Annotated in this window: 15 protein-coding genes and 1 rRNA gene; all 16 read right to left on the reverse strand. The window is 52.3% G+C overall.

The annotated features are described in order from the left end of the window. Positions 1-320, reverse strand: a 16S ribosomal RNA gene (locus ACLB09_RS23720); the annotation flags it as partial. Positions 321-635: 315 nt separating this feature from the next. Beyond that, positions 636-2,147, reverse strand: coding sequence for a lysine--tRNA ligase (gene lysS, locus ACLB09_RS23725; RefSeq protein ID WP_410772310.1), 1,512 nt, complete (start codon positions 2,145-2,147; stop codon positions 636-638). 82 nt (positions 2,148-2,229) lie between these two features. Next, entirely contained in the window at positions 2,230-2,706 is a 477-nt protein-coding gene (gene greA, locus ACLB09_RS23730; RefSeq protein WP_410772311.1) for a transcription elongation factor GreA, read from the reverse strand. Between the two features lie 360 nt (positions 2,707-3,066). After that, a complete protein-coding gene (gene dusB, locus ACLB09_RS23735; protein ID WP_410772312.1) occupies positions 3,067-4,065 on the reverse strand; it encodes a tRNA dihydrouridine synthase DusB in 999 nt (332 codons plus the stop codon). Between the two features lie 94 nt (positions 4,066-4,159). Then, entirely contained in the window at positions 4,160-4,366 is a 207-nt protein-coding gene (locus ACLB09_RS23740) for a helix-turn-helix domain-containing protein (RefSeq protein WP_410772313.1), read from the reverse strand. Continuing rightward, on the reverse strand, positions 4,318-4,866 hold the full coding sequence (gene folK, locus ACLB09_RS23745; protein ID WP_410772314.1) for a 2-amino-4-hydroxy-6-hydroxymethyldihydropteridine diphosphokinase: 549 nt from the start codon (positions 4,864-4,866) through the stop codon (positions 4,318-4,320). Before folK ends, ACLB09_RS23740 begins: the two co-directional genes overlap by 49 nt. Positions 4,867-4,875: 9 nt before the next feature. Beyond that, the gene (gene folB, locus ACLB09_RS23750; protein WP_410772315.1) at positions 4,876-5,238 is read right to left on the reverse strand and encodes a dihydroneopterin aldolase; all 363 of its coding nucleotides are present in this window, start codon (positions 5,236-5,238) and stop codon (positions 4,876-4,878) included. Further along, positions 5,231-6,100 carry a dihydropteroate synthase gene (gene folP / locus ACLB09_RS23755; RefSeq protein WP_410772316.1) on the reverse strand — a complete coding sequence of 290 codons (870 nt, stop codon included), beginning with the start codon at positions 6,098-6,100 and terminating at the stop codon, positions 5,231-5,233. The genes folB and folP overlap by 8 nt, the downstream gene beginning before the upstream one ends. Then, the gene (locus tag ACLB09_RS23760) at positions 6,090-7,043 is read right to left on the reverse strand and encodes an aminotransferase class IV (RefSeq protein ID WP_410772317.1); all 954 of its coding nucleotides are present in this window, start codon (positions 7,041-7,043) and stop codon (positions 6,090-6,092) included. The genes folP and ACLB09_RS23760 overlap by 11 nt, the downstream gene beginning before the upstream one ends. Beyond that, a complete protein-coding gene (gene pabA / locus ACLB09_RS23765) occupies positions 7,040-7,621 on the reverse strand; it encodes an aminodeoxychorismate/anthranilate synthase component II (protein WP_410772318.1) in 582 nt (193 codons plus the stop codon). Before pabA ends, ACLB09_RS23760 begins: the two co-directional genes overlap by 4 nt. 4 nt (positions 7,622-7,625) lie before the next feature. Further along, positions 7,626-9,164, reverse strand: coding sequence for an anthranilate synthase component I family protein (locus ACLB09_RS23770; RefSeq protein WP_410772319.1), 1,539 nt, complete (start codon positions 9,162-9,164; stop codon positions 7,626-7,628). A gap of 241 nt (positions 9,165-9,405) precedes the next feature. Continuing rightward, complete coding sequence (gene cysK / locus ACLB09_RS23775; protein ID WP_410772320.1) at positions 9,406-10,344, reverse strand: cysteine synthase A; 939 nt, start codon at positions 10,342-10,344, stop codon at positions 9,406-9,408. Positions 10,345-10,617: 273 nt separating this feature from the next. Next, positions 10,618-11,505 (reverse strand): Hsp33 family molecular chaperone HslO, encoded by an 888-nt coding sequence (gene hslO, locus ACLB09_RS23780; protein ID WP_410772321.1) that lies wholly within the window; start codon positions 11,503-11,505, stop codon positions 10,618-10,620. A gap of 59 nt (positions 11,506-11,564) precedes the next feature. Then, entirely contained in the window at positions 11,565-12,329 is a 765-nt protein-coding gene (locus tag ACLB09_RS23785) for a type III pantothenate kinase (protein WP_410772322.1), read from the reverse strand. A gap of 5 nt (positions 12,330-12,334) precedes the next feature. Next, positions 12,335-13,201 (reverse strand): carboxylating nicotinate-nucleotide diphosphorylase, encoded by an 867-nt coding sequence (nadC, locus tag ACLB09_RS23790; RefSeq protein WP_410772323.1) that lies wholly within the window; start codon positions 13,199-13,201, stop codon positions 12,335-12,337. Then, positions 13,191-14,810 (reverse strand): L-aspartate oxidase, encoded by a 1,620-nt coding sequence (gene nadB / locus ACLB09_RS23795; protein ID WP_410772324.1) that lies wholly within the window; start codon positions 14,808-14,810, stop codon positions 13,191-13,193. The genes nadC and nadB overlap by 11 nt, the downstream gene beginning before the upstream one ends. Positions 14,811-14,817: the final 7 nt, after the last annotated feature.

Genomic DNA, 14,817 nt, shown 5'->3' on the forward strand with positions numbered 1-14,817 from the left:
CCGTTCACCCTCTCAGGTCGGCTACGCATCGTCGCCTTGGTGAGCCGTTACCCCACCAACTAGCTAATGCGCCGCAGGCCCATCCGTAAGTGACAGATTGCTCCGCCTTTCATTATCCCGCCATGCGACAAGATAAATTATCCGGTATTAGCTACCGTTTCCGGTAGTTATCCCAGTCTTACGGGCAGGTTGCCTACGTGTTACTCACCCGTCCGCCGCTAACCAACGGATTCCCGAAGGAATCCATTGGTCCGCTCGACTTGCATGTATTAGGCACGCCGCCAGCGTTCGTCCTGAGCCAGGATCAAACTCTCCAATAAAGTGTTTGACTTGCTCATTTTGAAACTGACGAGAAAATTAATTCTCTATTAATACTCACTCGTTGTTCAGTTTTCAAAGATCAACTTCGTTTTTCATTACCGCCTCATCAGCGGCAACTTTTATAGTATACAACATCCAGCGCAGTTTAGCAAGTATTATTTTTTCGAGTCATTTCTGATCCGTCTTTAATAAAACTTGTTACTGGCGACCGGATTTATAATATATCACGTATGCTCATACAATGCAACCTTTATATTAAGTAAATTGAAATGAAAAACAGACCCCGCACATAGCAGGGTCTGCAATCAGTTAACTCACTCGACGGTATTACGCATATGCGGGAATAGCAGAACGTCCCGGATTGAAGCGGCATCGGTCAACAACATCACGAGACGGTCGATCCCGATACCCAAACCGCCGGTTGGCGGCATACCGTATTCCAAAGCGCGAATGAAGTCGTCGTCCATTTCATGCGCTTCATCATTACCATGCTCACGCTCAAGCAGTTGAGCCTCAAAACGCTGGCGTTGATCAATAGGGTCATTAAGCTCGGAAAATGCGTTCGCGTGCTCACGAGCTACAATAAACAACTCGAAGCGATCGGTGAAGCGCGGATCTTCCTCATTCTTTTTGGCCAGCGGTGAGATTTCTACCGGATGTCCGAATACAAAGGTCGGCTGAATCAGGGTTTCCTCAACAAACTGCTCGAAGAAAGCATTCAAAATATGTCCGAAGGTCATATGCGGTTCAACAGGTACTTTATGTTCCTTGGCCAACCGATGGGCTTCTTCATTACTCATTTGAACGCCGAAGTCCACGCCGGTTACTTCTTTAACCGCATCCACCATAGACACGCGGCGCCATTGCGGAGTCAGGTCGACCTCCTGCCCTTGGTAATGCAAGATTTGTGTGCCCAGCACTTCTTGGGCGATATGAGCGATCATATTTTCAGTCAAGGCCATAATGTCCTTGTAATCGGCATAAGCTTCGTACAATTCGATCATTGTAAATTCCGGGTTATGACGCGTGGAAATCCCTTCATTCCGGTATACCCGTCCGATCTCATAAACTTTCTCTAATCCGCCAACAATCAGGCGTTTCAGATGAAGTTCAATAGCGATCCGCATGTACAGTTCCATGTCCAGCGCATTATGATGCGTAACAAAAGGACGTGCGGCCGCGCCTCCTGCGATACTGTGCAAAGTCGGCGTTTCGACTTCCAGATAGCCGAGGGAATCCAAATAACGTCGCATGGATTGAATGATCCGGGAGCGTTTGATGAACGTTTGCTGTACTTCCGGATTTACGATCAAGTCGACGTAACGTTGACGATAGCGCAGTTCGACGTCCTTAAGGCCATGATACTTGTCGGGAAGCGGATATAGCGATTTGGACAAAACAACCAGGTTTTCGGCTTTAATCGTAGTTTCGCCGGTTTTGGTCTTAAACACTTCGCCGGTCACCCCAACGATGTCCCCGAGATCAAGCACGCCGAAGGCCGCGTATTCCACTTCAGGCACGCTGTCCTGACGCACGTAAATCTGGATTTTGCCCGACAGATCCTGAATATGAGCAAAGCTGGCTTTGCCCATGACCCGTTTGGCCATAATCCGGCCTGCGACCGAAACCTTCAACTGCTTCTCCTCAAGTTCTTCTTTGGTCAATCCGTCGTACTGCTTCAAAATGTCCCCCGCCATCGCGGTACGTTCATACTTGCCGCCAAAAGGGTCTACACCCAATCCGCGCAGCTCGTCCAATTTGTCGCGACGGACTTGCAGCAGTTCACTAATCTCAACGATTTCCTGGTTATTTTGTTCCTCGCTCAATTCGTTCCACTCCTTACAACTTGTATTTAAAACAGTGAAAGAAGCTTCCGCCGGGGAAGCTTCTTGGGACGCTAGTTCAGCCTTATTTCTTGATATCGATTATTTTATATTGAATGACGCCTGCCGGTACCGTCACATCGACTACAGCACCTTTTTTCTTACCGAGAATAGCTTTGCCGACAGGGCTTTCGTTCGATATTTTATTCTGCAGCGGATCGGATTCTGCCGTACCGACAATCGCATATTCCATCGTATCGCCATACTCCAAATCCTGAACCGTAACCGTTGAACCGATGCTTACCGTATCCGTATCGATCTCATCATTGTTGATGATCCGGGCATTGCGCAGCATTTTTTCCAGAGTGATAATACGCCCTTCGATAAATGCCTGTTCGTTCTTAGCGTCTTCATATTCAGAGTTCTCACTGATATCGCCGTATCCAATGGCGGTTTTAATCCGCTCGGCCACCTCGCGGCGTCTTACAGACTTCAGATTCTCCAATTCTTCTTCCAGTCTCTTAAGACCGTCCTGTGTAAGAATTACTTCTTTATCGCTCATCTCAACCGATTCTCCTGTCATGGAAATAATATTCGCACTGTGCGGCGGACTGCCGGGCAGCTTCAAACAAGGGCGCCTTCCCCAAAAAATGGAGGAAATGGGCTGTGATCTCCCTAAGAAGTTCCGTAATTTCCGCCTGACAACGGCCGTGAAAACTCACGCTTCATTGAGAATATCATATGCAATCGCATGGAGGTCAGACCATCCATGTTGTGGAAGTTATCTCCTGAGGCGAATTTATACTGTGAAATTATAGGATAACCGTTCTGAAATGTCAATGACACCCCAATCTGCAAATGAAAACGCTTCATAAGAGTTGGGTTCTCCCGAAGTGGAAAATCACTGGCTAAACAGCGCTACTTATGCGGACTCGGCCGTATCGCTTTCCGTACCCATCTCAGCGACAAAATTTTCGAGGATCCGTACCATTTCGTCGCGTTTGGTTTCCTCCATAATAACGTCTTTGACCCGGGAAGCGCCCTTGAGGCCTTTCAGATACCAGGCCATGTGCTTGCGCATTTCCCGAACGGCGACGCTCTCGCCCTTGAGGGCGGCCAAACGGTCCATATGCAAAATCGCGATCCGGATTTTCTCCGCGGCTTCCGGCTCAGGCAGCAGAATTCCCGTTTTAAGATACTCAACCGTACGGTATAACATCCATGGATTGCCCAATGCACCCCGGCCGATCATGACTCCGTCGCAGCCGGTTTGATCCAGCATGCGCTTGGCATCTTCCGGAGTAGCCACGTCCCCATTGCCGATAACCGGAATAGACACGGCTTCTTTGACCTGTCTTATAAATTCCCAGTCCGCCTTGCCGGTATACAATTGTTCCCGGGTACGGCCGTGAACGCTGACCGCTTTGCCGCCCGCCTGTTCGACGGCCTTGGCATTATCGATGACGTAAATATGCTCGGCATCCCAGCCGATCCGCATTTTTACCGTCACCGGCTTGCTTACGGCATCCACAACAGCGGATACCATTTCGAAAATCTTGTTCGGATCCAGCAGCCAACGCGCGCCGGCATCGCATTTCGTCACTTTGGGCACAGGGCAGCCCATATTGATGTCGATAATATCCGCGTTCGTCTCTTGATCGACCACTTTGGCCGCCTCGACGAGAGATTCGCGATCCCCGCCGAAAATTTGCAGACTTAGCGGTTTCTCCCGCTCATCTACGAACAGCATTTCTTTAGTCCGCTTGTTGCCGTGAAGGATGGCCTTATCGCTAACCATCTCTGCGCAGACAAGTCCGGTGCCGAACTCTTTGGCTATTAACCGAAAGGCCGGATTGCACACTCCCGCCATCGGGGCTAGCACAACCTGATTCTTCATTTCGATATCGCCGATCTTCAGCATGATGGTCCCTCCTAAAAGTTTTGTGAGCTATGCTTCCTGGATATCTTCGTACTAAACTAGCTTCGGAAGCTAAGACTTAGTTTTCCAGACTCCCCTACTCCGTCTGCTTCAACTCGGCTACAGTCACTCCGATAACATCTGCAATTTTATTTAAAATTTGATCTTCTGCACGGCGGTTTCCCCGTTCTATAGCCCCTAAGACAGCCAGCGATACGCCGGACTCGTCGGCAAGCTGCTGCTGCGTATATCCCTTCAGTTTTCGGAATGCGCGGATGCGCTGGGCCAGATGCCTGTTTTCCAAAACCGTACTCCTTCCTTTCCGTCCATGAGGTTCAGCGCCGTATGCGCCTGCTCGTAAAGTCCCGTAGAATCATCTTCGGGAACAATGTCGCAAAGCGGAACCAGCACAAAAGACCTCTCCAGCATTCGCGGATGGGGTAAGGTCAGGAATGGCGTATCGATGATTTGACCCTCCATCCATAACAGGTCCAAATCAACCGTCCGCGGGCCCCAGCGGATTTTTCGCTCCCGCCCGAGAGCAAGCTCGGTTTCCAGCATGACCTTCAACAGTGCCTCGGGAGTTAGCGTAGTCCGAAGCGCCAATGTCATATTGACAAAATTAGGCTGATCAACGTACCCGACAGGATCCGTCTCATATAAATTCGAACTGCGAAGCACCGTAATATCCGGGTGCCCGTCCAGCAAAGCTGCCGCTTGTATTAAAGTGGATTCGCGATCCCCCAAATTAGCCCCTAATGCAATATAAGCCTCTGATCCGTCAGAGGTGGAATGTTTAGTCATGAATCCTTCTCACTTTCTGGATCGGTGCAATTCGACCGTCACACCTTCGAAATGAATGTCAAAAGGCGGATGCGGCTTTGTCACGCCGACCGTTAAGGCATCTACCATAGTATAAGTGTCCAAAACCGAGGATGCAATATGCTCAGCAAGCGCCTCGATCAGTTTAAAGCTCTTTTGCTCGACAATTGCCTTCACAAGTTCATGAACTTCGGCATAATTTACCGTTTCGGCAAGATCATCGTTTTGCCCCGCCCGCCGCAAATCAAGTTCAAGCGTAAGGTCTACGTAGAAACGCTGGCCCAATTTCTGTTCTTCGTCAAAAACACCATGGTAGCCGAAATATTCCATCCGGCGAATGATCATTTTATCCATAATTTATATCCCCCTGCCTTGTAGATGATGCATATAAAATGGCGTCGCACATTTGCGCAGTACGCTTGATCTCCTTAACATCGTGAACGCGAACGATCTGGCACCCCTGCGCAATGCCGAAAGCGACGGTAGCCGCCGTTCCAAGCACGACCTCATCAGCCTCCAGGTCCAGCGCGGTGCGGATGAATTTTTTGCGGGAAGTCCCTAAAAGCATAGGAAATCCAAGCTCCATAAGCTGATCCAGCGACTTCATCACCTGCAAATTTTCATTATAATCTTTAGCAAACCCGATTCCCGGATCCAGAATAATCTGCTCATCCCTAACTCCGGCCTCCCTCGCAATACGGACGCATTCCATCAGATCGTCAGACACATCCTGTAGCAAATCCTTGTAATTCCGATCATGACGGTTATGCATCAAAATCGCGGGACATCCGAATTCGGCGGCCACACCCGCCATTTGTGGATCGCCCTTGAACCCCCAAATATCATTTATGATGTGGGCGCCCGCTTTGAGCGACTCCCGGGCCACCATCGCTTTATACGTATCCACGGATAAAGGAATTTGCGGCATTTCGCGGTGAAGGGCTTCCACCACCGGAATTACGCGTTCCAGCTCCTCCTGCTCGCTTACCGGCTTATGTCCGGGACGCGTTGATTCTCCTCCGAGGTCAATCAGGTCGGCCCCATCCTCAACCATCTGCATGGCATGGCGAACCGCCCGGTCAACATCATTATAACGCCCGCCGTCCGAGAATGAATCGGGAGTCACGTTCAGGATCCCCATAATGAGAGTCCGCTCCCCTAGCTTCAGCGTTGTTTCCCCGCAAGGATAACTTCTTTTGTACAACTTATTGCGCATGCTGTCTCCCCACACTCTCTCTGTAAAAATATAATAGTTGCCTGGTTATCATGCCGATTTCCCCGTCGCCTACAACCACACGCTTTCCGTCCGGTTCGGCTAGCAAGGTCACCGGTACCAGTTCCTGTACCGAGTTGGTCACAAACACTTCCTCCGCCCGCGTGAGCTTGTCCCAGGTATATTTTCCTTCTTCCACAACCAATCCGCACCGAGCGGCATGCTCCATCACAACCGTCCGGGTAATTCCCGGCAGGATGCCCGTTCCGATCTCTGGCGTATATAGTTTGCCTTTTTCCATAAAAAATAAATTGCTGGCTATCCCTTCGGCCAAATGCCCCTCGGCCGTGAGCAGCATTCCTTCGGCGAGAAGCGAGTGCGGGCTTAAAGATGGAGATGCGCCTAGCGCGACGTCCAAGTTCGGCGTTGCTGCCGCCTCTTGCGCCTCATAGACCGCCAATTCGCGCCTTGCCAGCAAATTGTTCATATAATGGAGCGACTTCAAGCGGACCTCGCTCTCCGGCGTGTTGCGCCGGGTGCAAAGCAGCCATAGTTGTTTACCGCGCGTATACAGAACAGGATTCAATGGAGGCAACGGCTTTGCGTATATAATAACTGAAGGTTTTGAGTACTTTTCCGTGGTCAGGCCGAGAGGCCCCTCTCCTGCCGAAACGGTCAGGCGGATGTAGGCTTCGCTTAGGCTGTTTAAGGCCATGAGTTCGCCGATCTCCGTCTGCATCTTCGTGGCATCAGCCTCATAGGGAATGCCGAGAACGCTACAGCCCTCGTTTAGCCTCTTCAGGTGCCGGTCCAACAGACAAGGCACTCCGTCATACGTCCTCAACGTCTCGAATAGCCCCATCCCGTACATGAAGCCGTGATCCATTACGGAAATCACGGCTTCGTCCGATGGGGTGGGTACTCCATTCACCCCGATGTATTTCATACTCTCGCTTCCGACTTCCGGTTCAGGAAGTTGCGGAGAATTTGATGCCCATGATCGGTGATGATCGATTCGGGATGAAACTGGACGCCTTCCACAGCATATTGCTTATGGCGCAGCCCCATAATCTCGCCTTCCTCCGTCTCTGCCGTAATTTCCAGGCAATCCGGGAGGCTCTCCCGCTCCACGATCAGGGAATGATAGCGCGTTGCCGTAAACGGCGACGGCAGTCCGGTAAATACAGCTTCGCCCTTGTGGTGAATCGGCGAGGTCTTCCCGTGCATCAGCCGCTCGGCACGGATCACGTTCCCGCCAAAAGCCTGGCCGATCGCCTGATGGCCGAGACACACGCCGAAGATCGGAATCGATTCTTTAAAACGTTCGATGACATCCAGCGTGACTCCCGCCTCGTTCGGCGTGCAGGGTCCCGGGGAAAGCAAAATGTGATCTGGCCGTAGTTCTTCAATCCCTTCCAGATCTATTTCGTCATTGCGCCGGACTGTTACCTCTTCTCCCAGTTCCCCCAAATACTGAACCAGGTTATACGTAAAAGAATCGTAGTTGTCGATGACCAGTATCATTCCTTCATCCCCTGTCCTTCGCCTGAGCGGCGGCGTTTATTTCGCTCTTTTGGAGCGCCACGGCAACAGCCTTGGCTTTATTGCGGCTTTCCCTGTACTCGCGGTAGGGTATGGAATCAATCACGATGCCCGCCCCCGCCTGAATATATCCAAATCCGTCCTTAACGACCAGCGTACGTATAATAATATTTAATTCCATATTCCCGTTATAGTCAATCCATCCCATGGAGCCGGTATAAGGCCCGCGGGTGACCGGTTCCAACTCCTCGATGATCTCCATCGTCCGGACTTTCGGCGCGCCGGTAATCGTTCCTCCGGGGAATATGGCGGCGATCGCATCAAATGCGGTTTTCCCGGGCGGCAGGGTCCCTTCCACCTCGGACACCAAATGCATCACATGCGAATAACGCTCGATGCAGAACAGTTCGCTCACGCCGACCGAGCCGTACTCGGCCACACGCCCCAAGTCGTTCCGCAACAGGTCGACCAGCATGATATGTTCCGCACGCTCTTTCTCGCTTTGAGTCAGCTCAGCCTCCATAAAAGCGTCCTCTTCCTCCGTCAGGCCGCGCCTCCGGGTCCCCGCAATCGGGCGGGTGCTCATCCGACCGTTCTCCAGCTTCACCAGCAGTTCCGGTGACGCGGAAACAAGCTGAAAATCCGGAAACCGCAGCAGGCCCATATAAGGAGAAGGATTGATCAACCGCAGCCACTCATAGACCGCTTCCGGCGAAGCGGACATTTTGAAGGCTTGTCTGAGCGATAAATTGACCTGAAACACATCGCCGGCCGCGATGTATTCCTGTATGCGGCTCACGGCAGCCTCGAATTCCTGCCTGGACATGGAGGCGGCTGTATTTTCAATGGCATCATAATCATTGATGTCCCCGGGTTCGAGTCCTCCCGACTCATTCGTATCGGTTGCTCCGGCGGCGCAAATCCTTTCCCATTGTCCGATCATGGAGATAGCCCGTTCCTCCGCTTGTCTGTACGTTTCCGGCAAGGCTGAGAATTCTTCCGCCCGGCGGTGGACTACCGCATATAGAGCCGCTTCTTCCCGATCCCACACCCAAAGCTCCTCAAACCGCATCCACACGTAGTCGTCGAGCTCCAAATCATCTTTGGCCAACCGGGGTAGCCGCTCCAGCGAACGAACGATATCGTAGCCCAGGAATCCGACCGCACCGCCGCAAAACTTCGGCAAATAGGAAACGGCCGGTGTTTTGAAGGGCTCCATCCATTGCTGCAATAACGCAAGCGGCTTCCCCTCCAATTCCACCGCATTGCCGCAATCACCATCCCGGGCTACAGCCGAGTTACCCTTTCCCCGAATTACCGACGCCGGATTCATTCCCAGAAAAGTATATCTGCCTCCCTTGCCGCTCTCCAGAACAAAAGAGTAAGGTTCAGCCTGTTCCCAGGCTCCCATCCAATTAAGAGGCAAATCCCCGGCAGGCCGGTATTTTACGGCACATGGCAGCAGTGTCCACGCTCCTTCTGATGCCCATGTCTCCCACTGCTTTTGCGTTATCACCGTTTCCATCTGCCGCCGCATCCTCCAGCTTCATTTTTTCGTCGTCTATATCCATGTTTGTCTATATCCATATTCAACTTCGCAAGCTTATTGCTTGCTAGTATACTAAAACGCCGGTACTTTGCAAACACAACAACCCCCGCGGTGTCCTTGAAGGATCAGCCGTGAGGGTCGCAGTCATAAGCCAGCCTGTAAGCATTCAATTCAACTATTTATGAGCGGAAAGAATCAAAAATTCCTTCACAAACGATTAGGCTTCGAAATTATAAAGCGGTGTGCTGAGGTAACGTTCGCCGTTACTTGGAATGACGGCAACAACCCGCTTGCCTTTACCCAATTCTTTAGCCACTTTAAGAGCAGCGAAAACGGCCGCCCCGGAGGAGATTCCGGAGAGAATTCCTTCTTCTTTAGCCACTTTGCGCGCTTGTTCAAAAGCGTCGTCATTTTCCACGTGAATAATTTCATCGTAAATTTCGCGATTCAAAATTTCCGGAATGAAGTTGGCGCCAAGACCTTGGATTTTATGCGGGCCTGGTTTGCCGCCCGCCAAAATCGGGGAAGCCGCCGGTTCAACCGCATAAATTTTCACATCCGGGAAACGGTTCTTGAGCACTTCGCCAGCACCCGAGATCGTTCCGCCTGTACCGATACCCGCTACAAACGCGTCCAGTTGGCCGTCGAGCGATTCGATCGCTTCCACGATTTCCGGTCCCGTCGTTTCACGGTGAATCTTCACGTTGGCCTGGTTTCTGAATTGATCGGCCAGGAAATAATCCGGATTGGCAGCCAGAATTTCTTCGGCTTTCTTCACCGCACCGTTCATGCCTTCCGATCCCGGAGTCAACACCAGCTCAGCACCGTAAGCACGAAGCAGGTTGCGACGCTCCAAGCTCATCGTTTCCGGCATGATAATAACCGCCTTGTAGCCTTTAGCTGCAGCTACGAGCGCCAACCCGATCCCTGTATTTCCGCTTGTGGCTTCTACGATGGTGCCGCCCGGTTTCAGCTTGCCCTCTTTTTCCGCTTCTTCAACAATGCTGATCGCGATCCGGTCCTTTACGCTGGACCCCGGATTTTGGTACTCCAGTTTTACGTAGATTTCCGCGCTGTCTTCCGGAACAATGCGGTTCAGGCGAACCAGCGGCGTACCGCCAATCAAATCCGTTACGTTGTTTACGACTTTTGCCATGATAAAACCCTCCTCATAATATAAAAAAACAATATTGTATAATCGCGTCGATTCTTGCTGTAGTAATCAAGCTCCTGATGTAAAAAACTAGTAGTGGAATTCATTCGCCTTAGAATAAAATCTTATTTCCGAGTAATTAAGTTGGTTTTACTATCTATTATCTTAACAACACCGATCGGAGTTGTCAATAAAGGGCACAAAAAAATACTTTGCTCCCCTAAGTTGAACTTCGGGTGAGCAAAGTATACGTTCGTTCTTTCTCTTCAGCCTATCTTAATTGGTCTTGGCAATTAAGTCGTCCAGCTCTTTTTGCCCAAAAGTATACACCTCATTGCAAAAGTCGCAAACCACTTCGGTTTCCTTGTCCTCGTCGCGGAGCTGGATCAATTCATCTTTGCCTAAACTGATCAGAGTTCGCTCGACGCGTTCCCACGAGCAGTTGCAGGAGAAAATGATATCCATTTCATCCAGCACTTTGACGTCCGGCAAGATCCAGCGCAGCATCTCTTCCAGCTCCAATCCCTGGTCAAGCAGCGAAGTCACCGGCGGAAGCTGGCTGACCGCCCGCTCAATGGCGTCGATCTCAGGATCGCTTAGTCCCGGCAGCAATTGAATGATGAATCCGCCCGCCACAATGACGCTGGAATCCGTATCCACCAGAACGCCAAGCCCCACCGCCGAAGGCGTCTGCTCGGACAAAGCAAAGTAATAAGTGAAGTCCTCTCCGAGTTCCCCCGAAATGATCGGCACGCTTCCGCGATACGGATCTTTAAGACCCAAATCCTTGGTCACATGGATGAAGCCGGTCGTTCCGACGGCTCCCGCTACGTCAAGTTTGCCTTTGCTGTTGCTCGGCAGTTGGACATGCGGATTGGTCACCGTGCCGCGAACCTCACCTTTGGCGTTGGCGTCCGCCACAATCTGGCCGATCGGTCCGTCCCCCTTGACCTGGATGGACAGCCGTTCTTCCCCTTTGAGCATCGCGCCCATCATGGCTGCTGCCGTCACGGTCCGGCCAAGCGCCGCCGTAGTCGTCGGGTAGGTGTCGTGCCGCCGGCGAAGCTCTTCTACCAATTGCGTCGTCCGCACCGCGAAGGCGCGGACTTTTCCGTTCATCGCCGTACCGCGAATCAGACGGTCTTTTTCAGTCTTGTTTTCCACAGATGAAGCCTCCTTTGTAGAGGTTGATAAACTTCCGCTACCTTCTTTATATAAACGTGTTATTGATTTCGCTCGTAAATAAGGCGCAGCCCTTCAAGCGTAAGCCAAGGATTCACTTCCTGGATGGAAGATGCTTCGCTCGCAATCAGCTCGGCGAGTCCGCCGGTGGCTACCACCTTCAGCTCGGTATTCATTTCGCGTCGGATTCGCCCCACAATGCCGTCAACCTGTCCGGCATAACCGAAAATAATCCCCGCCTGCATCGCATGAACGGTATTGCGGCCGATGACCTTCTTCGGTTTCTCCAGTTCGATCCGCGGCAATTTTGATGCCCTTTGGTACAACGCTTCAGTCGAAATCCCGATACCCGGTACAATGGCTCCGCCCAAATAATTACCCTGCGCATCGACGCAGTCAAACGTCGTGGCCGTTCCGAAATCAACCACCACCAGAGGTCCGCCGTATTGTTCGATCGCGGCGACCGCGTTGACGATCCGGTCCGCGCCAACCTCGCGCGGATTCTCGTAGCGCAGATTGAGCCCCGTTTTGATGCCCGGTCCGACGATCAACGGCTTATGATACAAATATTTTTCGCATAACTCTTCAAGCACATGCATTAACGGCGGAACAACCGAAGAAATGATAACCCCTTCGATCTCCTCTACATCAATTTTGGACATTTGAAACAAGTTGTAGATCAGAACCCCGTATTCGTCGACCGTCGATTGCCGGTTCGTGCCGATCCGAAAATGATGAAGCAGCTCACGCCCTCTGTAAACGCCGAGTACGATATTGGTGTTGCCGACATCTACCACAAGAAACATGGCATTTACCCCTCTTTCTTTTCGCCTAAGTCCAGACTGATATCCAGACTCTCAAAAGAATAAGTTAACCTTCCCACCGAAATGACATCCACGCCGCTCTCCGCGATTCCCCGCACCGTTTGCAGATTGACGTTGCCGGAAGCCTCCACCTTGACGTGAGGGGCCTTGGCTTTAATGCGTGCTACCGCTTCCTTCATCAATTCGGGACTCATATTGTCCAACATAATAATATCCGCTCCGGCTGCCAAAGCCTCTTCGACTTGCTCCAGGCTCTCCGTCTCTACCTCGATCGTCATCGTATGGGGAATGTTCGCCCGCGCCCGGCTGACCGCTTGCGCAATGCCGCCGGCCCCTTTGATGTGGTTGTCCTTAATCATAACGGCATCATACAGTCCGAAACGGTGATTGGCGCCGCCGCCGGTACGCACCGCGTATTTCTCCAGCATACGGTGGCCTGGCGTGGTTTTGCGCGTATCGACCAGCCTGACCGGCAGTCCTTCCAGCTCATCCACAAAGGTGCGGGTCCGTGTGGCAATTCCCGACAGCCGCTGCAAAAGATTGAGGGCAAGCCGTTCTCCCGTCAAAATACTGTGCGTGCTGCCTTCCACTTCGGCCAGAACGGTCCCTTTCGCGACGGATTGTCCGTCTTTCACCAACGGTGTGAAGGTGAGCAGGGGATCGACCACCTCGAAGACGAGCTGGGCTACCGGCATTCCGGCAATGACCCCGGATTCTTTGGCATGGATAATCCCTTTCGAAGCATGGCCGCCCGGAATCGTCACGCCGGTAGTCACATCGCCGGACCCTACATCTTCCTTGAGCCATAAGCGGATCGATTCAATCAGGCCTTCGTTATATCCGTTAAACATCATCGCTTAGTTCCTCCAACATTCCGTTTTCCCGGTGACGTAAAAGATGTCTGCGCCACCGTGCGTCGTTTCGTTCCGGGAAATCCTCCCGGTAATGTCCGCCGCGACTCTCTTCTCGCGCCAGAGCGGATTCGGCCAACAGCAGGGCGCAGGTCAACATATTCGCAAATTCAAACTGTTCCCGGGTGTGCAGGGCGGCCCCGAAAATCGGCAGTTGCCGCTGCAGTTCCTCCAGCCCCTTGAGCAAGCCTTCCTTGCTCCGGCGCAGGCCTACCTGACGTACCATGACCTTTTGCAGCTTGAGCCGCCGCTCGACGATCGGCTGCATGACCGCTTCATGGCGGTTCATTTGGCAGGCGATGCGCTGCGGCTCCGTTTGGGCAAGCGGCTCCATCCGCCGGATCTGCTCGACGATCCGCCGTCCGAATACGATCGCTTCCGACAGCGAATTGCTCGCCAGGCGATTCGCGCCATGCACGCCGGTGGACGACACCTCACCGCAAGCGAACAAGCGGTTTACGCTGGTCTCCCCGTAATGGCCCGTTTGCACGCCTCCCATCATATAGTGCGCAGCCGGGGCCACCGGAATCCAATCGGTGGTCATATCGAGGCCGTAGCCAATACAAGTTTCGTAAATCGTCGGAAAGCGATGCTTGATCGTTTCCGGCGTTTCATGGGTAATATCGAGATACACGATACTCGATTTGGTATTCTCCATTTCGCTGACGATCGCCCGGGCTACAATGTCCCGGGGAGCCAGCTCCAACAGTTCATGGTACTTCTCCATGAACCGTTCGCCGTGAATGTTGCGCAAGATGGCACCTTCCCCCCGCACCGCTTCCGAAATCAGGAAGCGCGGTGCGCCGGGGTAGCAGAGCGAAGTCGGATGGAATTGAATAAATTCCATATCCCGGATCACGGCGCCGGCCCGGTAAGCCATCGCCACGCCATCGCCGGTCGCCACTTCAGGATTCGTCGTATAGCGGTAAAGCTGTCCGGCTCCTCCGCTACAAAGAATCGTTGCCTGTCCCCGCAAGAATACCCGCTGCCCGTCGGGACGCTGAACCAAAGCGCCCAGACATACATTATCCTCCGTAATGAGGTCAATTACAAAGTGATCGTTCCAAATATCTATATTAGCATGGCCAGCAACCTGCTCGGATAACGCACGGACGATCTCATATCCGGTCGCATCGCCGTTCGCATGCAAAATCCGGCGATGGCTGTGCGCACCTTCCTTCGTCAAGGCCAGTTCGCCATTTTCCAAGTCAAATGCCGTCCCGAGCGTAATCAGGTCCTTTACACCGCTGGGGCCTTCATTCACTAAAATGTTTACCGATTCCGACGAACATAGTCCGGCTCCGGCAAGCAAGGTATCCTCCCGGTGCGAAGCCGGGGAGTCTTCATCGGAGATGACCGCCGCGATCCCGCCTTGGGCGTATCGCGTATTACTTTCCATCAGCGATTTTTTAGTGATCATGGTAACGCGGAGGTCTTCACTTGCTTTAATGGCCGTAAATAAACCCGCAATCCCCGACCCGATTACAATGACGTCCGTCTCGATCACGGGGAGCTCGCTCAAATCGAAATCAACCAAATATTGTGGAATCAAAGGTAAT

Source organism: Fontibacillus forbon (assembly GCF_046559655.1).
Lineage (GTDB): Bacteria > Bacillota > Bacilli > Paenibacillales > Paenibacillaceae > Fontibacillus.